Raw genomic sequence first — 24,479 nt, forward strand, 5'->3', positions numbered from 1 at the left:
GCCGCCTATCCGGCGACACATTGTTCACAGGATGTACATTGCCGTGATCGGGCAAGAAGCGCGAAATTCGTGTCGGGTGATGCGGAGGCGGGAGTAAATTCTCCCGCCGAAAAGCACCTTACCCCGGATGCGTCATGTCCTCAGGCCGCACCAGCCGGTCATAATCGACCTCGCTGACCAGCCCGGTGGCCAGCGCTTCCTCGCGCAGCGTGGTGCCGTTCTTGTGCGCCGTCTTGGCGATCTTGGCGGCGTTGTCGTAGCCGATGGTGGGCGCCAGCGCCGTCACCAGCATCAGCGAGCGGTCGAGTGCGGCCTTGATGTTGTCTTCGCGGGCCTCGATGCCGACGACGCAATTGTCGGTGAAGGAGACCGAGGCGTCGGAGAGCAGCTGCACCGACTGCAGGAAATTGTAGGCCATCAAAGGGTTGTAGACGTTGAGCTCGAAATGGCCCTGGCTGCCGGCGAAGGTCAGGGCCGCATTGTTGCCGAACACCTGCACGCAGACCTGCGTCATCGCTTCGCACTGCGTCGGGTTGACCTTGCCCGGCATGATCGACGAGCCGGGTTCGTTTTCCGGCAGCGACAATTCGCCGAGGCCCGAGCGCGGGCCCGAACCGAGGAAGCGGATGTCGTTGGCGATCTTGAAGAGTGCTGCCGCCGCGGCGTTGATGGCGCCGTGCGAGAACACCATGGAATCGTGGGCCGCGAGCGCCTCGAACTTGTTCGGCGCGGTGACGAAGGCGATGCCGGTGATGGCGGCGATGCGGTCGGCCACCTTTTCAGCAAAACCAACTGGCGCGTTGAGGCCGGTGCCGACGGCGGTGCCGCCTTGCGCCAGCTCCTGCAGCCCGGGCAGCGTCATTTCGATGCGCTTGATCGAGGAGGCGACCTGCGCCGCATAGCCGGAAAATTCCTGGCCCAGCGTCAGCGGCGTGGCATCCTGCGTGTGGGTGCGGCCGATCTTGATGATGTGGTTGAAGGCCCTGGCCTTGGCGTCCAACGCCTTGTGCAGATGGTGCAGCGCCGGGATGAGATGATGGACAACCTGTTCGGCACAGGCGATATGCATGGCCGTCGGATAGGTGTCGTTCGAAGACTGGCTCATATTGACGTGGTCGTTGGGATGCACCGGCTTCTTCGAGCCCATGACGCCGCCCAGCATCTCGATCGCCCGGTTGGAGATCACTTCATTGGCGTTCATGTTGGACTGCGTGCCCGAGCCGGTCTGCCAGACCACCAGCGGGAAATGGTCGTTGAGCTTGCCGTCGATCACTTCCTGGGCGGCGTCGACGATCGCCTTGCCGACGACCGGATCGAGCCGCTTCATCTCCATGTTCACTTCCGCCGCCGCCCGTTTGACGACCCCCAGCGCCCGCACGATCGACGCCGGCTGTTTTTCCCAGCCGATCTTGAAATTGCCCAGGGAACGCTGCGCCTGCGCGCCCCAATAACGGTCGGCGGCAACCTCGATGGGGCCGAACGTATCGGTTTCGGTTCTGGTCTTTGCAACGGTCACGGCAAGTCTCCGGTCTGTCGATTTGGGCAAGGGCGTATCGCGTTGCACAAATGGCTTCAAGCGGAGATTGCGGACGGCGAGGATGCAAATCGGTTGAAGCAAGGCTGCTCAGCAATGCGCTTCCCATGCAGCTGGCGGGTTTCCTGCCTCGGTGCGCTCAAGTCCCTTTTCCGGAGGTCAGAGGCCGCGGCGGCCAAATCCGGTTGTGCTTGTTGGGCGCGTCGTTTGCTGCGCTGGGGATGCTTTATCCATCCTGACGGATAGCGGTTGCTGCTGGACAGGGCGCTCGGCCTTCATGCGTGCAATATGAGCATCGACGTCGCTCATAAAAGTTGCACGATCACTTGTGCCGGGTGGCGGGCCGTAGTCGTTGTCGCCCGACGTGCCAGCGAAAAACCCGCATTCGACGGTCACCCAGATCGGGCCGATAAAGGGGACAAAGGTCAACAGAAACCAGACCCCCGGTTTGTTAAGATCATGGTAGCGCTTGATAATCGCCGCGACCTTGATCCAGCAGGAAAGTACGATGCCCACAAGTAATGCGATGCCAACACTCAGGCCGCCTTGGGATAGCTCTCCAGGTTTGTGCTCGCCGGACGGCTCAACTACCGCCATGATGGCTACGAAGCCCACAACGACCAACACCCACACCAAGACGATCACGAATGACGCCAGCCACCATTGCGCGCGCCCGATGCGTCCAGAAAATCCAAACAAGAAATTCATTTGACGCCTCGCCGCAAATCAGATCATCTTCAGCAATCAAAGTAAAAAGTCCGTTAAATCGATTTATAGAAGGCGTAGAAGGGCGGGTCTCTTGGGTGGATGGTTAATTGCTATGAAAAATATGGCGCAATACCATCGAGCAACGGACGGCCTATGGGAACGGAACAAGCGTGTACGCCTCTCATCCGGCCGTGTAGCCACCATCCACGGCAAAGATCCCACCGCTCGTCCAGGCCGCCTCGTCGCTGGCTAGATAAACCGCCATGCCGGCGAGGTCGTCCGGACGGCCGATGCGGCCCAGCGGATAGCTGCGTTCGACATAGGCCTTCAGTTCGGCCTTGGCCTCGGCCGGCAGGTTGTCGACGGTCTTGCGCCGCATGGCGGTGTCGACCGTGCCGGGCGCGATGGCGTTGACGCGGATGCCGCGCGGGCCGAGCTCGAAGGCCAGCGATCTGGTCAACGAGTTCAACGCGCCCTTGGACAGGGAGTAGACGCTGGATGGCCGCTTCGGGATCATCTTGCGGGCGAAATAGGAAGAGATGTTGATGATCGATGCACCGGCGCCGAAATGCGGCAGCAGCCCCTGGGTGAGGAAGAACGCCGCCGCCACATTGAGCGCGAAGGAGTGCTGGAACTGCGCCTCGCTGACGCTCTCGAACGGCACGAGGTCGGCGACACCGGCATTGTTGATAGGAATGTCGAGCGGCCGGCCGGTCTCTTTCACCTGCTCGACGACGGTTGCGACACCGAGGCTGGTGGCAAGATCGGCGGACGACGTCTCCACCGCGCCGGCCTGGCCAAGAGCCGCCAGCTTCTGGCGCGCGGCTTCGAGCTTGGCGGCGTCACGGCCGACGATCAGGACATCGGCGCCCTCGCTCAGGAACGCCTCGGCGATTGCCAGGCCGATACCGTCCGAGCCGCCGGTCACCAGCGTGCGCTTGTGCAGAAGTCTCATCGGGCACTCCGAGGTCGCCTTGGCCAATGCCAGAGCACTGCATCGTCGCGGCCCTGGTCAAGCAGCCGGCCTATCCCACGGTATGAACTTCGCCGGTTGCCGATGCTCGGATGGGACAAGTACGGCCAGCTGGCAGGCCAGGGCAGGTCTAAGCGCCGACGGTCGCAGGCTGGTGCATGGCCAGGCGCACGGCGACAAAATCCTTGACCTGCGGTTTCTCGCCGGCCTGGCGAAAGACGCATCGGCCATGCCCGCGGCGCGCTGGCGCGCCATCCTGGACGAGATCCGCCGCGCCGGCCTGACAACTGCGGCACAGGGAGTGCGAACCCAAACACTGATCATCGCCGGCGCGTGCGACCCGCTCTTCGGCGATGAGCACCAGCAGGCGCTGTCGCGTTGCCTGGCGGAGGCAAGCATCGTGCGAGCCGAAGCGTGCGGCCACAACCCGCATTGGGAGGACCCGGCCTTTGTCGCGCGCACCATCACCGGGGCATTCGAAACCTAGCGCCAACCAGGGATCGCGACGTAGGCGACAGCCGCAAGGTCTCGGTTGGTTTGGTCAGATCAAGCTGAACTGCCCGCAAAAAGCTCTGCCATGCCGGCGCGGCGGCGAGGGCGGCTTCCTGGCTTGCATGCGCCTCGGCGCTGTCGAACCGGGCGATGGAAAGGAAGACGTTTTCGCTGGCCCGCACCGGCAGCCGCGGAAAACTGTTTTGGGCATGTTCCGAGGCAAAGGCAGCGAGCAGGCGCACGCCGTGCGCCTTCATGATGAGCGCCGCCTCGGCCGCGAAGCGGCTGGCGAATTCGGTCTCTGCTCCCGATCGCAAATGATGAATCCGGATGACAACAATGCCGCCCAAATGGTTCTCATTGCTGGAGTTTTCCTGCTCGGCAGACACCGGCCGCTGAAGTCCTGACAGGTCGAAGCCGGCGCTCGGCCAGGCCGGCTTCAGCAGCAGCACATCGTCCGAATCGGTCATCGTCGCATTGGCCGCGTCGCGGTGCGCCGCCCAGACCGGGCCGTCGTAGAAGGCGGCCAGCGCCTCCTTGCGTGTGTCCATGCCGTCGAAGCCGCGCAGCCAGACGAACATATCCGGGCGGTCCAGATCGCGGAACTGGCCGATGATGGTCATTCCCGTCGCCTCCTGGCTCTCGATGAACTCCCGGTCAAAGAGGGCAATCAGCGTTTCGCGCTGCCCGGGGTTCAATGTGTACTGCCGCAATTCGACAATAGGCGAGGCGGGCGCAGCAGCTACCGGCGCGACGTTCAGGGGGAGGTTCATCCGCTCGTCTCCAAAACAGGGTAATCGTCCTGTTTATAAACAAACCGGTTGTCCTGTTTTGTCAACATGCTATCTTTTTTGCCTTCTCCCCTTGTGGGAGAAGGTGGATCGGCGCGCAGCGTCGAGACGGTTGAGGGGTGCGTGACGGAGTGCCGTCGTTGCCAAGCTGGAGCACCCCGCCTTCACTTCGTTCAGGCACTTTCTCCCACGAGGGGAGAAGGGGGAGTTCTCGCATGGCACGGCATGCCCAGAAACGCATCAACGACCCCGAAGGCATGCGCCGGAAAGTGCTCGATGTCGCCGAGGCCGCGTTTCAGGCGCGCGGCTATCACGCGACCAGCTTCGGCGATCTCATGACAGCGGCAGGGGTCAGTGGCGGCGCGCTGCATCATCACTTCCCGACCAAGAAGGCGCTGGCCATGGCGGTGATCGAAGAGCGCGTGGCGGCAGCGGTCGAGGCGACATGGATCGCGCCGGTTGTGGCAGCGGCTTCGGCGCGCGAAGGGGTGCGCGCCGTGTTCGAAGCTGTCGCGGCGGAACTGGAACAGCAGGGTTTCGTGCGCGGCTGCCCGCTCAACAATCTGGCGCATGAACTGTCGCTCGCCGATCCCGATTTCCGAACTGCCCTTGCCGGCATCTTTGCGGCTTGGCGCCAGGCGATCGCCGACAAGGTTACGGCCGACCAGCAGGAGGGCAAGGAGCAAGGCGCCGATCCCCGGCATTTCGCGACCCTTGCCGTCGCCACCTATTCCGGCGCCATGTCGATGGCCAAGACGGCGCAGGACGCCCGCCCGTTGCGCGATTGCCTTGCGGCTTTGGAGCGCAGCGCCTCCCAGGCTGCATCGTCGCAGGGCGAGCCGGGGGCGAGGCGTCGCCGTAGCAGGGTGCTGCGGCGGCACGGTACCCTTTGAGGCGGATGGATCGCTACGGCCCGGCTTTGCGGCCGATGTCGCGGTGAAAGCCGGGAGCCCGCCCCGATATTGCCGAACTGGACGGGCGGACGTCGCTCGTGCTGAAATTCCGCCGATGATGAATCACCGGTGGCCAAAATTGCTTTCACGACGCGGCTTTCTTATGCAGGCCGCGGGTCTTGCCGCGGCCGGCGCGTTTTCACGCCCGGCGCTCGGCCAGACCGGGCAGCGCATCCAGCCCATCGACGCCACCTTCCTGTTCATCGCCGATGTCCATGCCTGCCGCATGGCAAGCGGCCTCGGCCCCAACTGCCAGCAGGAGGGCAAGACCGACGCTGCGCTGCTGCGCAACGTCGCGGCGCTGAACGCCATCAATGACAAGCACTGGCCGGCCGAGATCAACGGTGTCGCCACCGGCTTGCGTTCGGCCGGCACCCGGATCGGCATGCCGCTCGGTCTTGTCGTCGGCGGCGACATCACCGACGATGGCGGCGGCCAGATCACCCAGCCGAGCGAGGGCACGCAGCTGCTGCAGTTCAGCCAGCGCTATAGCCAGGGCGTTGGCGCGGATCGCGTCCACATGCCGGTCTATGTCGGACTCGGCAATCATGATCTCGACCAGAACGGTCCGCCACACCATGTCGACTGGTATCGGCGTGAACTGCGCGACTACGTCGAGGTCAACCACCGCCCCGGCGTGTTCTTCAAGCCGCCCGTGCCGGCCACCAGCTACGATGTCGACACCGACTGCTATTCATGGGACTGGGGCGGCCTGCACCTCGTCCAGACGCATCGGTTCACCGGCGACACCGGTCACGGCGCCGACTCGAGCCTGCCTTGGCTCAAGCAGGACCTGGCGACCTACGCGGCGGATGGCCGCCCCGTCATCCTGTTCCAGCACTATGGCTGGGACACGTTTTCGACGGAGCGGTGGGATCCCGCCAAGCGCACCTATGACGATGACGGCGCCGGTGCGCCGCACTGGTGGGGCGAGGCCGACAGACAGGCGCTGCTGGCGGCGCTGAAGGGCTACAATGTCGTCGGCATCTTCCACGGCCATCAACATGACACCCCGCTGATCTACCGCCGTGACGGGCTCGACCTGTTCAAGCCGAAGGCCGCCTATATGGGAGGGTTCGCCGTGGCCAGGGTGACCAGCGATGGCATGGACGTGGCGCTGGGCGAGGCAACCGACGACCAAGGCGAGGTCATCTTCACCAACGCCTTCAGCAAGGGCTGGAGCACATGAAAAAGGCGGCCCTTGGCGGCCACCTTTCCGATAGGCCACGACATGTCTCGATGCGGGATCAGAACGCCTTCTTGACCTTGTCCTTCACGTCGCCATAGGCCTTCTGCACCTTGCCGGCGACCTTGTCGGCCATGCCCTCGGCCTGGGTCCGTCTGTTGCCGGTCGCCTTGCCGGCAGCCTGTTTGACCGAACCCTTGAGCTGCTTGGCCAGACCGGCGACCTGATCCTTGTTCACCATGTTGCGCATCTCCTGAGAGTTTGAATTCGGGGCAATTCCTCGGCCGGGAAAAAACGGGCCAGTGTCGGTTAAGTTCCAGGCGCCGTCGCGGAATAAGATGACTGCGCCGGCCCGCTTCCGGTAGCAAGGCTGGCGGGATAGGTTGCGCGGACGCACCGCGCGCATGGGGAGAAAAATGGCGGAATTCACGCTCTACATCGGCAACAAATGCTTCTCATCGTGGTCGCTGCGGCCATGGGTGGCGATGAGGCATCTGGAAATCCCTTTTGAGGAAGGTTTTGTGCGGCTGCGCACGCCCGAGACCTTTGCCAACCTGGCGAAAGTGTCACCGACCGGTCAGGTGCCCGTCCTGAATCACAAGCCGTTGCAGGGAGGGGGCAGGATTGTCTGGGAAACCCTTGCCATCCTCGAATATCTCGCGGACCTGTTTCCTGAGAAAAAGCTCTGGCCGGCCGATATAGGCGCCCGCGCGCTGGCGCGCGCGGCGGCGACCGAGATGCATTCGGGCTTCCGCGAGGTGCGCTACGGCTGGCCGATGAATTTGCGGCGGCCGAAGGGGCACAAGCCGCTCGACGCCGAAGGGGAAGTGCAGCGAGCGCGCATCGAGGCGCTGTGGCGCGAGTGCCGCGAGAAATACGGCAAGGGCGGACCTTTCCTGTTTGGCCACTTCACCGCGGCCGATGCCATGTACGCGCCGGTCGTCACCCGCTTCGACACCTATGGCGGCGAGCTTGCGCCCGACACCAGGGCCTATGTCGACGCCGTGCTGGCAATGCCGGCGATGCGGCACTGGTATGCGGAGGCGGCGAAAGAGCCCTGGCCGGAGCCGGGGCCGGACGAATGAGCCGAACCTGGCGTGCGGCCTCGGGTCTCGCGATAAGGCCACCGAGACATGGTCCGGCGAATCCAGCCTCGGCGCGTTGAAGGGCCATCTCAAGGCGATCCTGGACCAGTTCGATCGGCAAGGCGGTTTTGGCATGGATTGAGCGTGCCGCGGGAGAATTGACGGGCAGGGCGATTTCGGCATAATATGTAACCAGATGGATACGCTTTATGTCGCAAGCTGATCCCGACCGCTCCGTTTTCCGCGCCATCGCCGACCCGACGCGGCGCGCCATCCTTGACCGCTTGCGGCAGGGGCCTGCGCCGGTCAACGAACTGGCCTCGGCCTTTTCGCAGAGCCGGCCAGCGATCTCCAAGCATCTCAGGGTCCTGCGCGAGCTGCGCGTCGTCTCCGAACAGAAGCATGGCCGCGAGCGGCTCTACCGGCTGGAGCCGGCGGAACTAAAGGACGTAGCCGACTGGATCCTGCCCTACCGCGACTTCTGGCAGGCAAGTCTCGGCAATCTGAAAACCTATCTGGAGAGTGAATGATGGCCAGCAACGACAAACCGCGCGCCATCGCCGATGTCTCGGCCGGTGCCATTCTCGCCACGGTGACAATCGCAGTGCCGCCCGAGCGGGTGTTTCGCGCGTTGACGGCGGATGACCAGATACCGCTCTGGTGGGGAGCGGACGAGCTTTACCGGACGACGAGGCATACCGCCGACGTGCGACCGGGCGGCGCCTGGCGATCGGAAGGCAAGGGCGCCGACGGCCATGATTTTCACGTCCAGGGCGAGTATCTCAAGGTCGAGCCGCCGCACCTTCTGGTGCTGACATGGATAGCGCCGTGGGACGGCCACAACGTCACCACCGTGACCTATATGCTCGAGGCTGTCGATGCCGGAACGCGGCTGATTGTGCGTCACGAGGGGTTCGGCGCTCGCGAAGGCTCCTGCCGCGATCACGGCTCCGGCTGGGAACGCGTGCTCGGCTGGCTGGCCGCCTTCCTCACCGACGAGGCCGGCGGCAAGCCGCGGAGCGTGTTTCATTGCCGGCTGATCCCGCCGCGGCCCGACTTTGCTTTCACCTTGACCGACGCAGAGAGGGGGCTGATGAAACAGCATTCGGACTATCTGCGCGACAGGCTGGGCGATGGGGGTGTCATCCTGTTCGGGCCGGTCGCCGATCCTGCCGGCCCCTGGGGGCTCGGCATCGTGGGGGCCGACGATGAGGCTGGCGTCAGGGCGCTGACCGAGGGCGATCCGACGATCCGTTCAGGGTTGGGCTTTCGCTACGAGATCCTGCCGATGATCAGCACGATCATGTAGGGCTACACCGCAAGCTAACGGCCCGGCTCCGGCCACAGCGCCTCCAGCATGTCAGGCAAAAGCTCGTCGAGCAGATGCTGGGATCTCGCTTATCCGGGAAAGGGTCTGGCCTTTGGCACAAACAAGAACGCCCCTCGCACCTTTTATCGTGCGGGAGGCGTCCTTTCGTCAGCATCCCTGAGATTGCTCTTTGAAATTGCCGACACCAGAAAAATGCGCTGGCGATGGATTGGTTCCGGGGGTTGTGTGGTTTTTTACGGGAGCCTGGTCTTTTCAGCCGGTTCATCAGTTGAGGCCCTATTCGCATGCAGCCTGAAATTGAATTCTGGCTTTTGGAAAACCAGAAATTGACTCGGCGGCAAAAGCAGTCTAAAAGAAACATGTCGATATTTGTTTGACCGACTTTTGTTATCCGCGCACGCATGCGCGCCTTTGACGAACTTCCCCATCAAAAATCGAGACAAAAATCGCTGTGCAGTCGCACCGCGATTAACGAATATTTGCCATGGAAAGGGTTCGTTTATGAGCACCGGCACAGTTAAATGGTTCAACGCCACCAAAGGTTTTGGTTTTATTCAGCCTGACGACGGCTCGGCCGACGTTTTCGTTCACATCTCGGCCGTAGAGCGCGCCGGCATGCGCGACATCGTCGAGGGCCAGAAGCTCGGCTACGAGATGGTCCGCGACAACAAGTCGGGCAAGATGTCCGCCGACCAGTTGAAGGCGGCCTGAAGAACGAATTCCGCCCTCCCGGTGACCACGGATGTACTGGCACTGGTGAAGGGCGAATTCTGGCGCGTGGCCTTGGAAACCTGAGTTTCCAAGGCACATCATGCGCATGATGGGTTTGCCTTGTGCATCCAAAATGGGTGCGCGGCGCTCCAGGGGAGGTCAGTAGGTGCCTGGCCTTTTTCATTTTACGCTTGTTGCCACCGAAAATGCGCTGCGCATCAGGCCGAACGTGCTAAGGGACGCCTTAGCAATTTTAAACCCGATGCCGTGTTGCTTTGTGCGTGGTCCTGACCGAAGACCCGGTCTCGCCCTATCGGCACCAGGCTCCTGACAGGAGAAAGATTTTGGCCGCCCATTCGAAGACCGCCGCCGACCCGGCGGTGTCGCTGTTCAGCAAGACGCAAACCCAGTCGATGTCGCTCAACCGCATCCTATCCGAGCGCGATGCCGTCAGCGAGGCGCGGGAAGCCAAGACCGCCCGCTTGCGCGAGCTGCGTCTGGAAAAGGAAGCAGAAGAGATGGCGGCGGCCGCCGCACTCGCGGCGCAGCCGAAACGAGCCGGAAAACGCTGATGGCCACCAAGCGCGTACCACCAACGCCGATCGCGGCCGATGCGACCATCGCCGACATGGTCGAAACCCTGGACAAGCCGGTCGAATATGTTCGCCGCGTGCTGGAGAAACTCGAACGCTGCAAGCGCGCCCATGGCGATGCCCAGGTGCGCGTCGGCGTGCGCGGCCGTGCCGAAGCCCCGAACTACCTGATCGAATACGTTCGCGAGGACAAAAAAACCCTGGAGCGGGTGACCTACCAGGATGCCGCCTATAGCGGCAGTACGCATCGCGAACTGGCGCCGCATCACATCGCGGAAGCCAGGAACTGGTCGCCAGAGGAAATGAACATCACTGCGGTTTCGGCGCTGATCGGCCGCTTGCGCAATCCGCGCGCCCCATCATCACGTTTCGCCGACGAGGACTAACATGGCCATCAAATTCTCCGCCAAGGACCAGCCGGCAGCGCCGGCTCCCGCAGCGAAACCCGCCAAGCCGGCCGCCGCGAAGGCCAGCGAAGCCGCCGACCCCGCGGCCGATCTGTTCAAGTCACCGGTCGAAGCGCCGGCGCGCAAGACAGGCAAGAAGAAATAGCGCCTTGCCGCGGGACGCCGATCGCAATCCTGCCGCGCCGGGGCTGCTCGCCCTGGCCGCTGCCGCAAGCCTTTCCTCACAACGCGACGCCGCTCCGCTCTTCGACTGCCAGAGCTGCGGCGCGTGCTGCTCCTATTCGGCCGAGTGGCCACGCTTCTCCACCGAGGATGACGCGCAGCTCGACCGCATCCCCGAAAAATATGTCGCCCTCGACCTGTCCGGCATGCGCTGCGAGGGCGTGCGCTGTTCGGCCCTGACCGGCGAAGTCGGCAAGTCGACTGCTTGCGGCGTCTATGAAACGCGCCCGGATGTCTGCCGTGCCTGCATGCCTGGCGACGAGGAGTGCCTGATGGCAAGGGCCGCGCACGGGCTGGCGGTGGGGTAGTTCCATCCCCCCGCTTTGCGGCGCAAGGAAAACGCCAATCACCGCCGCTTGCCTCACCCTGCGCCACCCGATAGCTTCCATGTCGGGCAGGGCATGGAGGAAACCATCGTGAGCATCGAGTTTCTGTTGACGTCGCTGATCGTCGTGGCCTCGCCCGGGACCGGCGTTCTCTACACGCTGAGCGCCGGACTCTCACGCGGTGCGCGGGCTTCGATCATTGCCGCCTTCGGCTGCACGCTCGGCATCATCCCGCACATGGCCGCTGCCATCACCGGCCTTGCGGCGCTGCTGCACACCAGCGCGGTCGCCTTCGAGACGCTTAAATATCTTGGCGTCGCCTATTTGCTCTACATGGCCTGGAACACGCTGAAGGAGAAGGGCGGCCTCAGCGTCGAGGACAATGTCGCGCCGCGCTCGGCCCGCAAGGTGATTGCCACCGGCATCCTCGTCAACGTACTCAACCCGAAACTGTCGATCTTCTTCTTCGCCTTCCTGCCGCAATTCGTCAGCACCACCGAGCCCAATGCGCTGTCGAAGATGCTGGAACTGAGCTCCGTCTTCATGCTTTTGACCTTCGTGGTTTTCGTCGGCTACGGCATTTTCGCCGCTTCGATCCGCAGCCATGTCGCCTCGCGGCCAATGGTGCTGACCTGGATGCGCCGAACCTTCGCCGGTGCGTTTGTCATGCTCGGCGCCAAGCTGGCATTGGCTGATCGGTAGCGGCGACCGGCCAACTACCCCTTCACATAACCCATCGCCTCGACGATGCGTCCGTCCTGGACACGCATCAGATTGACGCCACGGACCGAGTTGCCGTCGGCCATCCAGTAGCGCCAGCGGATGGTCGCCCGGTCGCCGGCGACAAAGGTCTCCTCGAGGTCGAAGCGCGTGCCTGGCTGAGTGGCGATCGCCGACCACAGCTGGACGCATGCTTGCCGCCCCGCATGACGGGCGCCATCAGGCGCCGGCACGGTGTTTTCGATGACGCACTCTTCGGCAATCAGTTCGGGGAGTGCGGCCGGGTCGTGCAGCTGAAACACGTCGTTGAAGCGCCGCATGATCTCGGCCGTCTGTTCGGAGCGGTCGTCTGGATGGAGGGTTATGATGCTGTCCTGTTTCATCTCGTCTTCCTGATGTCACTGTGCCGTGGTCGCGATGAGCTCGGCCTTGAGCGTGATGGAGGCCACGCCGGCCAGGGCGCGCGAAACAAGGCATGTCGTTTTCGCCCTCTCTGCGAGGTTCTGGAATTCATCCGGAGCAAGACCGGGAATCTCGGCTCGCGTCTCAAGTTCGATGCGGGTGATCGTCGGTCCCGCGACGGTTGCGCCGAGATCCACCTTGGCGACGGTGCTGATGCTTGCCGGTATATGGTGGGCTGTGCCCAGTATGGCGCTCAGGGCCATCGAGAAGCAGCCGGCATGCGCCGCGGCGATCAGCTCCTCCGGGTTGGTACCCGGACCGTTTTCGAAACGCGACGGGAAGGAATAGGCGCCTTCGAAGACGCCGCTGCCGAGCTTCATCCTGCCCGAACCCTCTTTCAGCGTCCCTTGCCACTTGGCCGAGGCCTCGCGAATTGTCATTGTCGTCCTCCTTTGGTTTGAGGCATCGATGGGTCAGGCGCCGTCGACGACCACCTTCCCGAAGACGTCGCCCTGCTGGAAGTAGCGATAGGCATCGCGGGCCTGGGTGAAGGCAAAGACCTTGTCGATGACGGGCCGCAGGCGGTGCTGCGAAACAGCGCGCAGCATGGCTTCGAGGTTGCTCCGGCTGCCGACGAAGAGGCGGCTGATGGTGGCGAGGCTGCGCTGGTACAGTGCCGCCGGGATCTGGATCGATCCGCCTTTCGCATCCTGCAGCGTGAGCAGCACGATGTGTCCGTAAAGCGTGCTGGCGATCAGCGACTGCGCGAAGGTCGCCGGGCCGCCGGTCTCCACGACGAGATCGACACCGCCGGTCTGGTCGCGGACGGCCGCACCCCATTCGGGCATATCCGACGTCGAGATCACAAGGTCGGCGCCCAGCGTCCGTAGCCTGTCGGCCTTCTCTCCGCGCGAGGTGACGGCGGCGACGCGGCAGCCGAGCAGCTTGGCGAACTGCAGTGCAAAGAGCGAGACGCCGCCTGAACCGATGACCAGAACCCATTGGCCGGGCTTTGGAATTCCGGCACCCGTCACCGCGTTCCAGGCGGTCACGCCGGCGCAGCTCAGCGTCGCCGCCTCATGCCAGTCGAGATGATCGGGCAGGCGAGCCGCCCATTGTTCGTCGAGAACCGCATATTCCGCCAGCATGCCGTCCAGCGTGCAGCCGAGCTGGTCGATGAGCCCGGCGTTGATGCGGCCGTCGATCCAGCGGGCGAAATAGCTGCCGGTGACACGGTCACCGACGGCGAAGCGGGTGACGGCATCGCCGATGGCGACAACGTCACCAGCTCCGTCGCTCAATGGAACGACGCTCTGGCGCGGCTGCAGCGGATAGGTGCCGTTGAGGATCATCGTGTCGCGGCGGTTGAGCGAGGCGGCGCGGATGCGAACCACGATTTCATGCGGCTTCGGCTGTGGTTCTGGCTCGTCGCGCATCACCAGGCATTCGGTCCCGCTCGACCCGTCAAGACGATAGCTGCGCATGTTCTGCCTCCAATATGTAGACTGATCTACATATTATGTAGACCGATTGTCATATTCGATGCAAGGCCTATAATGCGCGCTGCTGACAGAGGTTGACATGGCGAACGACACCCGCACCCGCATACTCGACACGACCGCGCTGCTGCTCCGGCAGCGCGGCTATCACGGCACCTCGCTCAACGACATATTGCGCGCCAGCGGCGCGCCGCGCGGTTCGCTCTACTTCCATTTTCCGGGCGGCAAGGACCAACTGGTGATCGAGGTGACGCGCGACAGTGTTGCCGGGGTGACGGCGAGGCTGGGCGAAGCGCTGGCCGCCGAAAAGGATCCGGCGGTGGCCGTCCATCATATCTACCAGGCGGTAGGGCGCATGCTGGAAGACAACCAGTTTTCGCTCGGCTGTCCGATTGCGCCCGTCGTGCTGGACTCACCGACCGACGTGCCGGAGCTGGCGGATTTGTGCCGTGCGGCCTTCGAGCAGTGGATAGGCCTGTTGCGTGAGGCCTTCGTCAGGGCCGGAGTGCCCGAACGCCGCGCCCACGCTCTGGCGCTGCTGGTCGAATCATCGCTGGAAGGGCTGATGGTGATCGCCCGCGCCACTCGGGACCGCGCCCCGCTACAGGCGGTGGCGGACGAGGTCGCGGCGCTGATCGAAACCGCGGTGCTTGCCGGCGAGGTTCGGCAACGCGCGGAGGCGGGTGTCTGAAGTCAAGCCCCCTGGTTCGGGAAGCAGGCACTGGCGCTGAGGTTCGGGCCGTTCGCCAGCGACGCCAGGAAGGCCGGCAGCACGGTCGTGAAGGTGTAGGAAACCTGGACGCTCGAAAAGCCGGACAGGCCCGAGCAGGTGGTGTTGTTGCTGACGGTGATGTTGGCATTGCTCAGCACGATGCCGTCGGTTGCCGCCCTGCTGCTGATGTAGCTGATGGCGCTGGCGGCGTTGTAGACGCCGTTCTGCGTGCATCCGCTCTGCAGTACGCCGACGCAGCGCGCCCCTGCAAGCTGCGATTTCATTCAGCACATGCTGAGCCCAGTACATGCGGCCGAACTCGAACGTGCCCATCAGCACGATCAGCAACGGCACTGACAGCAAGGCGAACTCGACGGCGTTGGCACCGGATCTGTCGCGCAGGAAGGATCGGCGACGGCTCATTGCGGTTGTACCACTGCCTTGACGGTGATGTTGCCGTTGCTGACGATGCCGAAGCCGCCGAAAAGCGGCGTATAGGGCTTGCTGGCCGTGATCGTCACGAATTTCCCCGCAATGCCGCCGCCACTGCAGATGCTGCCGCATGCCATCGGGGTGCTCCAGGCCACGGCTCCTGAACTTCCTGGGCAGTAGCAGAGATCGGCATTGGCGGCCGTGCCGCTTTGGGTGGCCGTGGACGTGGTGGCGTTGTGGGCAAGCGCCGCACCGCCGAGCTCAGTTCGAATTTGGCCTTCAACGAGCCACCTATGTCGACGGTTCCGGCCAGGATGACCAGCAGCACGGGGCTGATCAAGGCGAACTCGACCGCCGACACGCCGGCTTTCTGGCGCCGCAGAAAGTCTGTGAAGGTGAAACGCCAGCCGGCCGACAAGCCGTGGCCGGGGCGTGACAGCTTTCTCATTGCACGAGGCTCACCTTGCTGCTGCCACCGGCACTCGAGGCGGCGATGCATTCCGATGCGGCTGTGGTGCCGCCCGATAGCGTGATGCGTGAGCCGATCATCTGCAGGCACTTGCTCGGGTCGGTGTTCGATCCCAGCACGCTCGAGCCGCCATTCATGATGATCGGGCCATAGGGAAAATAGAATGCGCCTGATATCTGGGCGTTGGAGCCGCCTTCGGCGAAGGTCGCGCCGCCGGTGTTGGAACTGCCGGTGGGGCCGATCACCGCCAGCTTCGCCGTCGCTCCCGACCGGGGTGCGGTGAGCACGATGTTGCTGTAGCCGGCGGCCACGCAGAAGACATAGCCATTGCAACTTCCCGAATTGGATTTGGCCTTGCCTGACAGGACAAGCGTCACATTGGCGCCGCTGACGCTGATCGCGCTGCCGTTGCAGTTGGCGCTGCCGCCGCCATTGCCGCCCAGCGCGAAATAGCCGTCCACGGTGTAGACGCCGGCGCCGAGCAGGATGGCCTTGCGTGGGGCCTGGGTTCCAGCCAAAGTCGATGTTGTTGCCGTTGGGAGTGGTCGGCGCTGTTGGCGCGGCTGTCGTCGAAAGCGCGGCAACCGTTGCAATACGGGCCACGGCGGCGGTGACCGCGGCATTGCCGGCCAGCGGGTCGGGGGTGGATTTCTTGGTGATCACCGGTCGCTATCGTTGCAGGAAGCAATGAAAAAGGGCGGCATCGCTGCCGCCCTTTCGTGTGCATAAGCCGGGTAGGCAGGATTAGAAGTCCATGCCACCCATGCCGCCCATGCCGCCGCCGCCCATGCCGCCAGGCATGCCGCCGCCAGCCGACTCCTTCTTCGGAGCCTCCGCGATCATGGCTTCGGTGGTGACGAGCAGGCCGGCGACCGAGGCCGCATCCTGGAGAGCCGTGCGCACAACCTTGACCGGATCGACGATACCCATGGCGATCATGTCGCCATATTCGCCGGTCTGGGCGTTGTAGCCGAAGGTCGCGCCCTTGTTCTCAAGGATCTTGCCGGCAACGATCGATGCTTCCGCACCGGCGTTCGAGGCGATCTGGCGGGCCGGAGCCTGCAGAGCGCGACGCACGATGTTGATGCCAGCGGCCTGGTCGGCATTGGCGCCGGCAGCCTTGATGTTGGCCGAAGCGCGCAGCAGGGCCACGCCACCGCCGGCAACGATGCCTTCTTCCACGGCCGCGCGGGTCGCGTTCAGCGCATCGTCAACGCGATCCTTCTTTTCCTTGACTTCGACTTCCGTCGCACCGCCGACGCGGATCACCGCAACGCCGCCCGCGAGCTTGGCGAGACGTTCCTGCAGCTTCTCCTTGTCGTAGTCCGAAGTGGTCTCTTCGATCTGCTGCTTGATCTGGGCAACGCGCCCCTGGATCTCTGCCTTCTTGCCGGCGCCGTCGACGATGGTGGTGTTCTCCTTGGAGATCGACACCTTCTTGGCGCGGCCAAGCATGTTGAGGCCGACATTCTCGAGCTTGATGCCGAGGTCTTCCGAGATGACCTGGCCACCGGTGAGGATGGCGATGTCTTCCAGCATGGCCTTGCGGCGATCACCGAAGCCCGGAGCCTTGACGGCGGCGATCTTCAGGCCGCCACGCAGCTTGTTGACGACCAGCGTGGCCAGAGCCTCGCCTTCGACGTCTTCCGAGATGATGAGCAGCGGCTTCGAGGTCTGCACGACGGCTTCGAGAACCGGCAGCATGGCCTGCAGGTTGGAGAGCTTCTTCTCGTGGAGCAGGATGTAGGCGTCCTCGAGATCGGCAACCATCTTGTCGGCGTTGGTGACGAAGTAGGGCGAGAGATAGCCGCGGTCGAACTGCATGCCTTCGACAACTTCGAGTTCGGTTTCGGCGGTCTTGGCTTCCTCGACTGTGATGACGCCTTCGTTGCCGACCTTCTGCATCGCTTCCGCGATCATCTTGCCGACCGACTCGTCGCCATTGGCCGAGATCGTGCCGACCTGGGCAACTTCCTCGGAGGTCTTGATCTTCTTGGCAGCCTTGCCAAGCGCCGCGACGACTTCGCTGACGGCGAGGTCGATGCCGCGCTTCAGGTCCATCGGGTTCATGCCGGCGGCAACCGCCTTGTGGCCTTCCTGGACGATCGACTGCGCCAGAACGGTCGCGGTCGTGGTGCCGTCGCCGGCGATGTCGTTGGTCTTCGAAGCAACTTCGCGGACCATCTGCGCGCCCATGTTCTCGAACTTGTCCTCAAGCTCGATTTCCTTGGCGACGGTGACGCCGTCCTTGGTGATGCGCGGGGCGCCGAACGACTTGTCGATGACGACGTTGCGGCCCTTGGGGCCGAGCGTAACCTTCACCGCGTCGGCGAGGATGTTGACGCCGCGCAGCATGCGCTCACGGGCATCACGAGAGAATTTTACGTCTTTAGCAGCCATTTTTAGCTCCTGGCAGGGGCTTGGGATAAAGCCCGGAATTCAGTTGACGGTGAGGCCGATGATCAGCCGATGATGCCCATGATGTCGGATTCCTTCATGATCAGAAGGTCTTCGCCATTGAGCTTGACTTCGGTGCCCGACCACTTGCCGAACAGGATGCGGTCGCCAGCCTTGACGTCCAGGGGGACCAGCTTGCCGCTTTCGTCGCGCGCGCCGGAGCCGACGGCGATGATCTCGCCTTCCTGCGGCTTTTCCTTCGCCGTATCCGGGATGATGATCCCGCCGGCGGTCTTGGATTCGGATTCGACCCGGCGAACGACCACGCGGTCATGAAGCGGGCGGAACTTCGACTTTGCCATTTTTTCTTCCTCGAATGAGAACGGTGAGAAACAGTTCCTCCGTCCGGCGAAGCCGGACATACAGTTAGCACTCACCAAGGGCGAGTGCTAACGTGGCGCTGAAATAGGCCGCCGACCTGTGAGAGTCAAGGCGCGGGGCAGCCCAAAAAGGCGGTAATTTTTTCCACGGATCGGGGCCTACAGAAACAACCGCAGCTGTGTGTGGATGATCGAGCGGTAATCCTCGATCGTCCGGCGGCTTTCCGCTTCGCCCTCCGCGAGCGCCAGGCGCACCACACCGCCGGCGAGCTGGAAGATCAAGAGAACCATGCGTTCGAACTGCTCATGCTTGCCTGGCTCGATCAAGGCGGTGACATGGTCGCAGAACATCCTGGCCTGATGCCGGGTTTCGGCGATGTCGAGATTCTTCAGCGCCTTGTCGGCCTGGATGGCGTTCTGCAGGTCCTGGATGGCCGGATCGCCGGCGACGCGGCCGAGATAGTCGTCAAGCAATCGGTCGGCAGCGGCGATGACGTCCTTGGCTTCGCGGACATCGGCGAGGATATCGGTCAATCGCGCGCGGCTCACCTCCGAAAATCGCTCATAGAGCATCGCCAGGATCGCCGATTTGTTGGGGAAGTAGTGATAGACGGTGGCGATCGGCCCGCCTGCCAACGCGCCGACTTCCTTCATGGTGACGGCGTCGATGCCCTTCTCGCCGATCAGCCGCATCGTCGTCGACAGGATGGCGTCGATGCGCTCGCGGCTACGCTCCTGCTTGGGCTTGCGCCTCGGTTCGGTCGCTGTTCGCCTTGCTTCCATCATGCACCGGTCTTTCGCACGAATTGCCAAATTCTGGTTGACAAAAAATATGATCAAGTATCAGTTTCTGAAATGCTGACAGATTGTCAGCTTTTTTGCCGTGCGGCAAGGACGTTGGGAGGCGCCTTTGACTTCGACAAGTGTCGGCCATGCTGGCGACGGCGACTGGCTCGTCGGCAACCCGACTGGCGGGCAGCTTGCCTCGGCTCTGTGGATCGGGTCGGTCGGCCTGCTCATTCTCGGTTTGCAGCCCGTGCTGCTCGGTGCCCTCTACACAGAGGGCCATGTCAGCGGCGATGAACTGGCGCTGGTCGCCACCGCCGAGATGATCGCCATCGCCATCGGTTCGGCGATCGTCGCGATGTTGCTGTCGGCCCGCAACATGCGCTGGAAAAGTGCGGTGCTGCTGCTCCTGTTGGCGCTGGCGAATGTCTGGACGGCCTATGCCGGCGGCGCCAATACGCTGACGGCGGCACGCGCTTTGGCCGGCCTCGCCGAAGGCGGGCTGGTCGCGGTCGCCACCGAATTGATCGCCCGTTCGCGGCGCGCCGAACGCATCGGCGGCTTTTTCGTCACCATGCAGACGCTGGCGCAATGCGCGCTCGCCCTGCTGCTGGCGCTCTATGCCATCCCGGCTGCCGGATCGGCTGGCGGCTTCCTCATTCTCGCGGTCGTCTGCGTCCTGTCGCTCACCGTCGCCTTCGCCGTCCCCACCGATTACGCCGATCTGCCGAAGGAAGAGAACCTGGCCAATGTGCTGACGGTTCCCGCGATCACCGCGCTGTTGTGCGTCTTCTGCTACTTCATGTTCTTCGGCTCGGTCTGGGCGTTCCTGGAGCCGGTTGGCGCCCAGTTCGGCATTGACGGCCGCACCGTCGGCCTGATCGTCTCGGCCAGCCTCGCGGTGCAGGTCCTGGGCGCGATGACGGCGACCGTGTTCGAAGCGCGCATCGATTACCGCATTGCCATCGCAGTCATTGGCACCGTCGCGCTTGTCGCCTCGCTCGTGCTGGCCAGCGGACCTGGCCTCACCACCTTCTGGGTCGCTGCCCTGGTCATGGGTTTCATCCTCCTGTTCATCGTGCCCTACCAGATCCGGCTGGCGATCACGGCCGATGACACCCGCACCGCCGTGCTCTTGGTGCCGGCCGCGCAGCTCTTCGGTCTGGCGATTGGGCCGGTTGCAGCGTCGCTGCTCATCGACGGCAAGGATTTCCGCCCGGTTCCGGAATTCGCCGCCGGCAGTGCCTTGGCCAGTGTGCTGTTGCTCGGCCTGTTCCTCCTCGTGGCGCGGCGTCGCCAGGTTGTTGCGTGAGCGCCATGTCGAACATCTGGAGCAACTGGTCGGGCTTTGTCACCGCTGAACCCCGGCTGATCGCAAGCCCCGCCGATGCTGGCGAACTCGGCGATCTCGTTCGCACCGCACCCGGCCCGGTCCGTGTCGTCGGCGCCGGCCATTCCTTCACGCCGCTGGTGAAGTCGCAAGGCACCATCCTGTCTCTGGAAAAGCTGGAAGGGCTGGTCTCGCATGATCCGCAAAAGCATCAGGCACGCGTGAAGGCAGGGACGCGGCTTGGTCCGCTCATGCACATCCTGCAAGGCATCGGCCAGGGCCTGCCCAATATGGGCGACATCGACCGCCAGGCGATCGGCGGCGCGCTGGGGACCGCCACCCATGGGTCGGGGCCGACGCTCGGCGCCTATCATACGCAATTGGAGACGGTGCAGATCGTCGACGGGCTTGGCAAGGTCCGCGACTTCACCAGGGCAGGGGATCAGGACATGATCCACGCCATCGGCGTCGCGCTCGGTGCGTTCGGCGTCTTGAGCGAAGTGACGCTGAACAACATCGCGACCTACCGGCTGCGCCGCCGCAAATGGGTGCTGCCGATCGGCGACATGCTGCGCGATTTCGAAAAGATGATGACCGCGCACCGGTCGGCCGAATTCTACTACATTCCATTTTCCGGCTATGCGCAGTTCATCGCCAGCGATTTCAGCACCGAGGCGACCACCACGCGCCCGACCGACGATGACGAAGGCTCTTTGCGCACGCTGCGCCGGCTACGCACCGGGCTCGCCTGGCTGCCGTCTCTGCGCCGCCGGCTGATCCTCGGCGCGGTCGCGAAAGTGCCTTCCGAGGATTATGTGCAGGACTGGCTCAACGTCTATGCCAGTGACCGCCAGACCAAGTTCAACGAGATGGAATATCACCTCCCGTTCGAGGAGGGGCCGAAGGCGCTGGCCGAGATCATCGAGCTGACCGAGAAGCGCTTTCCCGAGGTCTATTTCCCGATGGAGGTGCGCAGCGTCGCGCCCGACAAGTTCTGGCTATCGCCCTTCTACAACAGGCCGACCTGTTCGATCGCCATCCACCATGACGCCGCGAGCGATCCGCTGCCCTTCATGCAGGCGGCCGAGCCGATCTTCCGCAGATATGGTGGCAGGCCGCATTGGGGCAAGATGCACAGCCTGAAAGCGGCGGACTTCAAGAAGCTCTATCCGCGCTGGGACGATGCCATGGCGGTGCGCCGCGACATCGATCCGCAAAACCGCTTCGTCTCGCCCTACATGGCCGGCCTGTTCGGTATTGAACCCAGTCCTTTTGGCATTGACCCATGAGCGCCTATTTTGCCGCGCTCTCTGAAGCACTGAAAACCGCCGGCATCTTCCAGCCTTGTCTGCTGCTCGACCGCGACCGGGTGGACGGCAACATTGCGCTGGTCAAAGCGCGGCTTGATCCCAGCCTTGCCGTGCGGCTGGTCGACAAGTCGCTCGCTTGCCTGCCGCTGCTTTCGCATATCGGCAAGAAGGTCGGAACCGACCGCTTCATGACTTTCCATCCGCCGATCAGCGCGGCAGTGCTGAAAGCGTTTCGGGACGCGGATCTCCTGTATGGCAAGCCGATGCCAGTGGGGGCGGCAAGGGCGGCACTTGTGAAGGGTGACGCCGACTGGTCACGTGTCTGCTGGCTGATCGATACGCAGGAGAGGCTGGCTGAATATGGCGCTTTGGCCGACGAAATCGGCACTGAGCTGCGCATCGCCTTCGAGATCGATGTCGGGCTGCATCGCGGCGGCTTCGCCAGCCCGGAGACCTTGTCGAAAGCGTTAAGCGCGCTGCCGGCCCACAAAAGGCTGCGCTGCGAAGGCGTCATGGCCTATGAGGCGCATGCGCCGCACATTCCTGGCCTGTTCGGCGGCCCGGCCAAGGCGTTGGCGCAGGGCTCCGACCGGGCTGCCGCTTTCGTCGCGTGCTTGGGTGCTGACCAGCGCCGCATCCTGAACATTGGCGGCAGCAAGACCGCGCTGCTTCATCATGGCGGTATTGCCAATGAAGTGTCGATGGGGTCGGCCTTCGTGCTGCCCAGCGATTTCGACACAGCGGGCCTCGTTGGTTTCCAGCCGGCCGCCTTCATCGCGGCGCCGATCCTGAAAGTGGTCGCGCCGATGCTGCCGGGTCCGCCGGCCGTTACCCGCCTGCTGCAGGCGCTCGGCCGGTTTCCACGCAAGGGCTGCTATCTCTATGGCGGCAAATGGATGGCCGAACCGGTCTTTCCCGAGGGCATGAGGACGAACGGCCTGCTCGGTCTCTCATCCAATCAGCAATTCATGGGCCTGCCGGTCGACAGCGTCGCCAGGCCAGGCGACTACGCGTTCCTGCGGCCAACGCAGAGCGAGGCTGTGCTGCAGCAATTCGGGCCGATCGCGGTGTTTTCCGGTGGCAGGATCATCGATCGCTGGCCGGTGTTGCCGATGATGTGATCGGGGCCGGCAAATCCATATAGTTGACTCCGTCAAGTAAATGGTTGATCCTGCGAGACAGGAGATGACCATGACGATTCACCATCAGCCCAACAACGAAGCGCCCAATAAGCAGCTGATCGATGCGGTGCGAGCCTTCAACCGCTTCTACACCCGTCAGATCGGCCTGCTTGACGAAGGGCTGCTCAAAAGCGCCTTCTCGCTGACCGAGGCGCGTGTGCTCTACGAGCTGGCGCATCGCGACGGCCTGACCGCAACTGACCTCGGGCGCGATCTCGGTCTCGATGCCGGCTATGTCAGCCGCCTGCTGAAGAAATTCGAACGCCTTGACCTCATCTCCAGGTCGACGCTGGTTTCGGACGCCAGGCAATCCACGATTGCGCTGACGCCGGCGGGCAGGAATGCCTTCGCGCCGCTGAACAAGGATTCGCATGACCAGGTGGCCGCCTTGCTCGATCGACTGCCTGCTTCGGAGCAGGACCGGCTGGTGAAGTCCATGCGCACGGTCCAGGCACTGCTGGACGAAAGCGCCGAGCCGAAAATCCCCTATCTGCTGCGGCCGCTGCAGATCGGTGACATCGGCTGGGTCACCCGCCGGCAAGGCATGCTCTACGCGCAGGATTATGGCTGGGACGAAACCTATGAGGCGCTGGTCGCCGAAATCCTCGCGGCGTTCGTGAAATCCTTCGACCCGAAATGGGAGCGCAGCTGGATCGCCGAGCGCGACGGCGAGGTCGTCGGCTCGGTCTTTGTCGTGCGCAAATCGCCCGAGGTGGCGAAGCTGCGCCTGCTCTATGTCGAACCCTCGGCGCGTGGTCTCGGCATCGGCAAGCGGCTGGTCGAGGAATGCATCGGCTTTGCCCGCGCCAAGGGTTACAAGACGCTGACCTTGTGGACCAACGACATCCTGACCGCCGCCCGACACATCTACCAGGCCGCCGGCTTCAAACTGATCGATGAAGAGCGCCACCATTCCTTCGGCAAGGATCTGGTCGGTCAGACCTGGGATCTCGACCTCTAGCGAACGCCGTCCGGCACGACGCGCGGTTGTTGGCGCCTTGCGTCGATGATATGAAACGCGGGTCGAAAAGGACCCTTGAGCGGCACATGGTAAGCCCGCTCCCTTCCACAAGCTGGAAGCTCCGTTCCCATCCAATATGGGAACCCACGGCAAGCCCACGGCGTGCTTTACGCCCGGCTTGGCGTTCGGGGTCTTCGCTGATCGGCGTTCCTTCGTTTGCCAAGCGCCAACGAAGGAGAAGCAAAATGCCCATCATTCGCGCCGACACCGGCGTCATCACCCAGATCAATGTCTTCACCGTGCCCGAAGGCGGACAGCAGGCGCTGATCGACTTGCTGCGGGAGGCGGCAATGAGTTGCCGCGGCATTCCCGGCTGGATGTCCGCCAGCCTGCACCGAAGTCTCGACGGCACGCGGGTCGTCAACTACGCCCAGGCGCAGGATCAGGCGGCCATGCAGCGGGTCTTCGAGCATCTGCGCGGCAACGGTTTTCTCGACCGCAACCGGGCCTTGGGTCAGGCTCATCCCGGTCTCTATGAGGTCGCTCTCACCGTGGAGTAGGCGAAGCGGCGGACCGTACCTTGGCCCAT

The 24,479-nt window shown here is 63.5% G+C and carries 33 protein-coding genes and 1 pseudogene; 18 read left to right on the forward strand and 16 right to left on the reverse strand.

What is annotated here, in order from left to right:
• Positions 1-118: 118 nt before the first annotated feature.
• From fumC to MAFF_RS33230, 3 genes are all read right to left on the reverse strand, one after another.
• Complete coding sequence (gene fumC / locus MAFF_RS33220; RefSeq protein ID WP_010915411.1) at positions 119-1,516, reverse strand: class II fumarate hydratase; 1,398 nt, start codon at positions 1,514-1,516, stop codon at positions 119-121.
• A gap of 177 nt (positions 1,517-1,693) precedes the next feature.
• Complete coding sequence (locus MAFF_RS36755; protein WP_048894822.1) at positions 1,694-2,242, reverse strand: DUF805 domain-containing protein; 549 nt, start codon at positions 2,240-2,242, stop codon at positions 1,694-1,696.
• 181 nt (positions 2,243-2,423) lie between these two features.
• On the reverse strand, positions 2,424-3,197 hold the full coding sequence (locus MAFF_RS33230; protein WP_010915412.1) for an SDR family NAD(P)-dependent oxidoreductase: 774 nt from the start codon (positions 3,195-3,197) through the stop codon (positions 2,424-2,426).
• Positions 3,198-3,369: 172 nt separating this feature from the next.
• On the opposite strand from MAFF_RS33230, the gene MAFF_RS33235 reads away from it, so the two are divergent.
• Complete coding sequence (locus MAFF_RS33235) at positions 3,370-3,702, forward strand: alpha/beta fold hydrolase (protein WP_244420683.1); 333 nt, start codon at positions 3,370-3,372, stop codon at positions 3,700-3,702.
• On the opposite strand, the gene MAFF_RS33240 is transcribed toward MAFF_RS33235, so the two are convergent.
• Positions 3,680-4,480 (reverse strand): NIPSNAP family protein, encoded by an 801-nt coding sequence (locus MAFF_RS33240; RefSeq protein WP_010915414.1) that lies wholly within the window; start codon positions 4,478-4,480, stop codon positions 3,680-3,682. The two genes, MAFF_RS33235 and MAFF_RS33240, sit on opposite strands and share 23 nt — an antisense overlap.
• Positions 4,481-4,713: 233 nt before the next feature.
• Here MAFF_RS33240 and MAFF_RS33245 point away from each other — a divergent pair, with 233 nt between their 5' ends.
• Together MAFF_RS33245 and MAFF_RS33250 are read left to right on the forward strand one after the other, a co-directional pair.
• Positions 4,714-5,391, forward strand: a complete 678-nt coding sequence (locus MAFF_RS33245; protein ID WP_010915415.1) for a TetR/AcrR family transcriptional regulator — start codon at positions 4,714-4,716, stop codon at positions 5,389-5,391.
• A 115-nt stretch (positions 5,392-5,506) separates the two neighbouring features.
• Positions 5,507-6,640 (forward strand): metallophosphoesterase, encoded by a 1,134-nt coding sequence (locus MAFF_RS33250; protein WP_044550127.1) that lies wholly within the window; start codon positions 5,507-5,509, stop codon positions 6,638-6,640.
• Between the two features lie 58 nt (positions 6,641-6,698).
• Here the strand turns inward: MAFF_RS33250 and MAFF_RS33255 are convergent, their stop codons facing one another.
• Positions 6,699-6,887 (reverse strand): CsbD family protein, encoded by a 189-nt coding sequence (locus MAFF_RS33255; RefSeq protein ID WP_010915417.1) that lies wholly within the window; start codon positions 6,885-6,887, stop codon positions 6,699-6,701.
• Positions 6,888-7,053: 166 nt separating this feature from the next.
• On the opposite strand from MAFF_RS33255, the gene MAFF_RS33260 reads away from it, so the two are divergent.
• The 9 genes from MAFF_RS33260 to MAFF_RS33300 all read left to right on the forward strand — a co-directional run bounded on the left by MAFF_RS33260 (position 7,054) and on the right by MAFF_RS33300 (position 12,013).
• The gene (locus MAFF_RS33260; protein ID WP_044550130.1) at positions 7,054-7,722 is read left to right on the forward strand and encodes a glutathione S-transferase family protein; all 669 of its coding nucleotides are present in this window, start codon (positions 7,054-7,056) and stop codon (positions 7,720-7,722) included.
• A 209-nt stretch (positions 7,723-7,931) separates the two neighbouring features.
• Positions 7,932-8,252 carry an ArsR/SmtB family transcription factor gene (locus tag MAFF_RS33265; RefSeq protein WP_010915419.1) on the forward strand — a complete coding sequence of 107 codons (321 nt, stop codon included), beginning with the start codon at positions 7,932-7,934 and terminating at the stop codon, positions 8,250-8,252.
• Positions 8,249-9,031, forward strand: coding sequence for an SRPBCC domain-containing protein (locus MAFF_RS38575; protein WP_244420684.1), 783 nt, complete (start codon positions 8,249-8,251; stop codon positions 9,029-9,031). The genes MAFF_RS33265 and MAFF_RS38575 overlap by 4 nt, the downstream gene beginning before the upstream one ends.
• Before the next feature lie 522 nt (positions 9,032-9,553).
• Positions 9,554-9,763 carry a cold-shock protein gene (locus MAFF_RS33280; RefSeq protein ID WP_010915421.1) on the forward strand — a complete coding sequence of 70 codons (210 nt, stop codon included), beginning with the start codon at positions 9,554-9,556 and terminating at the stop codon, positions 9,761-9,763.
• Between the two features lie 344 nt (positions 9,764-10,107).
• A complete protein-coding gene (locus MAFF_RS33285; RefSeq protein WP_044551658.1) occupies positions 10,108-10,335 on the forward strand; it encodes a hypothetical protein in 228 nt (75 codons plus the stop codon).
• Positions 10,335-10,742: a hypothetical protein gene (locus MAFF_RS33290; protein WP_010915422.1), complete on the forward strand. Its 408-nt coding sequence runs from the start codon at positions 10,335-10,337 to the stop codon at positions 10,740-10,742. The genes MAFF_RS33285 and MAFF_RS33290 overlap by 1 nt, the downstream gene beginning before the upstream one ends.
• A 1-nt stretch (position 10,743) precedes the next feature.
• Positions 10,744-10,908, forward strand: a complete 165-nt coding sequence (locus MAFF_RS40175) for a hypothetical protein (protein ID WP_010915423.1) — start codon at positions 10,744-10,746, stop codon at positions 10,906-10,908.
• Between the two features lie 4 nt (positions 10,909-10,912).
• Positions 10,913-11,293, forward strand: coding sequence for a YkgJ family cysteine cluster protein (locus MAFF_RS33295; RefSeq protein ID WP_032929743.1), 381 nt, complete (start codon positions 10,913-10,915; stop codon positions 11,291-11,293).
• Positions 11,294-11,401: 108 nt separating this feature from the next.
• Complete coding sequence (locus MAFF_RS33300) at positions 11,402-12,013, forward strand: LysE family translocator (protein ID WP_032933303.1); 612 nt, start codon at positions 11,402-11,404, stop codon at positions 12,011-12,013.
• A gap of 14 nt (positions 12,014-12,027) precedes the next feature.
• Here the strand turns inward: MAFF_RS33300 and MAFF_RS33305 are convergent, their stop codons facing one another.
• From MAFF_RS33305 to MAFF_RS33315, 3 genes are read right to left on the reverse strand one after another with little or no spacing between them, the layout of a single operon-like run.
• Positions 12,028-12,414, reverse strand: coding sequence for a nuclear transport factor 2 family protein (locus tag MAFF_RS33305; protein WP_010915426.1), 387 nt, complete (start codon positions 12,412-12,414; stop codon positions 12,028-12,030).
• Between the two features lie 15 nt (positions 12,415-12,429).
• Positions 12,430-12,873 (reverse strand): OsmC family protein, encoded by a 444-nt coding sequence (locus MAFF_RS33310; protein ID WP_010915427.1) that lies wholly within the window; start codon positions 12,871-12,873, stop codon positions 12,430-12,432.
• Positions 12,874-12,906: 33 nt separating this feature from the next.
• Positions 12,907-13,917, reverse strand: a complete 1,011-nt coding sequence (locus MAFF_RS33315; RefSeq protein WP_010915428.1) for a zinc-dependent alcohol dehydrogenase family protein — start codon at positions 13,915-13,917, stop codon at positions 12,907-12,909.
• Positions 13,918-14,014: 97 nt separating this feature from the next.
• On the opposite strand from MAFF_RS33315, the gene MAFF_RS33320 reads away from it, so the two are divergent.
• On the forward strand, positions 14,015-14,623 hold the full coding sequence (locus MAFF_RS33320) for a TetR/AcrR family transcriptional regulator (protein ID WP_010915429.1): 609 nt from the start codon (positions 14,015-14,017) through the stop codon (positions 14,621-14,623).
• A 2-nt stretch (positions 14,624-14,625) separates the two neighbouring features.
• On the opposite strand, the gene MAFF_RS41000 is transcribed toward MAFF_RS33320, so the two are convergent.
• The 8 genes and pseudogenes from MAFF_RS41000 to MAFF_RS33350 form a co-directional block, all read right to left on the reverse strand.
• Entirely contained in the window at positions 14,626-14,928 is a 303-nt protein-coding gene (locus tag MAFF_RS41000; RefSeq protein ID WP_010915430.1) for a hypothetical protein, read from the reverse strand.
• 43 nt (positions 14,929-14,971) lie between these two features.
• A pseudogene (locus tag MAFF_RS41550) lies at positions 14,972-15,067 on the reverse strand (TadE/TadG family type IV pilus assembly protein); the annotation flags it as partial.
• A complete protein-coding gene (locus MAFF_RS41005; protein ID WP_244420685.1) occupies positions 15,064-15,231 on the reverse strand; it encodes a hypothetical protein in 168 nt (55 codons plus the stop codon). The gene MAFF_RS41005 and the pseudogene MAFF_RS41550, both read right to left, overlap by 4 nt.
• Entirely contained in the window at positions 15,162-15,575 is a 414-nt protein-coding gene (locus MAFF_RS41555) for a TadE/TadG family type IV pilus assembly protein (RefSeq protein ID WP_425280326.1), read from the reverse strand. Before MAFF_RS41555 ends, MAFF_RS41005 begins: the two co-directional genes overlap by 70 nt.
• Positions 15,521-16,063 (reverse strand): hypothetical protein, encoded by a 543-nt coding sequence (locus MAFF_RS33335; protein WP_044550133.1) that lies wholly within the window; start codon positions 16,061-16,063, stop codon positions 15,521-15,523. The genes MAFF_RS41555 and MAFF_RS33335 overlap by 55 nt, the downstream gene beginning before the upstream one ends.
• A 226-nt stretch (positions 16,064-16,289) precedes the next feature.
• Positions 16,290-17,945: a chaperonin GroEL gene (groL, locus tag MAFF_RS33340; RefSeq protein WP_010915432.1), complete on the reverse strand. Its 1,656-nt coding sequence runs from the start codon at positions 17,943-17,945 to the stop codon at positions 16,290-16,292.
• A 62-nt stretch (positions 17,946-18,007) separates the two neighbouring features.
• On the reverse strand, positions 18,008-18,304 hold the full coding sequence (groES, locus tag MAFF_RS33345; RefSeq protein ID WP_010915433.1) for a co-chaperone GroES: 297 nt from the start codon (positions 18,302-18,304) through the stop codon (positions 18,008-18,010).
• Positions 18,305-18,481: 177 nt separating this feature from the next.
• Positions 18,482-19,108 carry a TetR/AcrR family transcriptional regulator gene (locus MAFF_RS33350; RefSeq protein WP_010915434.1) on the reverse strand — a complete coding sequence of 209 codons (627 nt, stop codon included), beginning with the start codon at positions 19,106-19,108 and terminating at the stop codon, positions 18,482-18,484.
• 124 nt (positions 19,109-19,232) lie between these two features.
• On the opposite strand from MAFF_RS33350, the gene MAFF_RS33355 reads away from it, so the two are divergent.
• From MAFF_RS33355 to MAFF_RS33375, 5 genes are all read left to right on the forward strand, one after another.
• On the forward strand, positions 19,233-20,420 hold the full coding sequence (locus MAFF_RS33355; RefSeq protein WP_044550136.1) for an MFS transporter: 1,188 nt from the start codon (positions 19,233-19,235) through the stop codon (positions 20,418-20,420).
• A gap of 5 nt (positions 20,421-20,425) precedes the next feature.
• Entirely contained in the window at positions 20,426-21,727 is a 1,302-nt protein-coding gene (locus MAFF_RS33360; RefSeq protein WP_044550138.1) for a D-arabinono-1,4-lactone oxidase, read from the forward strand.
• The gene (locus MAFF_RS33365) at positions 21,724-22,869 is read left to right on the forward strand and encodes a DSD1 family PLP-dependent enzyme (RefSeq protein ID WP_010915437.1); all 1,146 of its coding nucleotides are present in this window, start codon (positions 21,724-21,726) and stop codon (positions 22,867-22,869) included. Before MAFF_RS33360 ends, MAFF_RS33365 begins: the two co-directional genes overlap by 4 nt.
• A 70-nt stretch (positions 22,870-22,939) precedes the next feature.
• Positions 22,940-23,890, forward strand: coding sequence for a bifunctional helix-turn-helix transcriptional regulator/GNAT family N-acetyltransferase (locus tag MAFF_RS33370; protein WP_010915438.1), 951 nt, complete (start codon positions 22,940-22,942; stop codon positions 23,888-23,890).
• A gap of 245 nt (positions 23,891-24,135) precedes the next feature.
• Positions 24,136-24,450, forward strand: a complete 315-nt coding sequence (locus MAFF_RS33375; RefSeq protein ID WP_010915439.1) for an antibiotic biosynthesis monooxygenase — start codon at positions 24,136-24,138, stop codon at positions 24,448-24,450.
• Positions 24,451-24,479: the final 29 nt, after the last annotated feature.

It is taken from the genome of Mesorhizobium japonicum MAFF 303099, from assembly GCF_000009625.1.
Lineage (GTDB): Bacteria > Pseudomonadota > Alphaproteobacteria > Rhizobiales > Rhizobiaceae > Mesorhizobium > Mesorhizobium japonicum.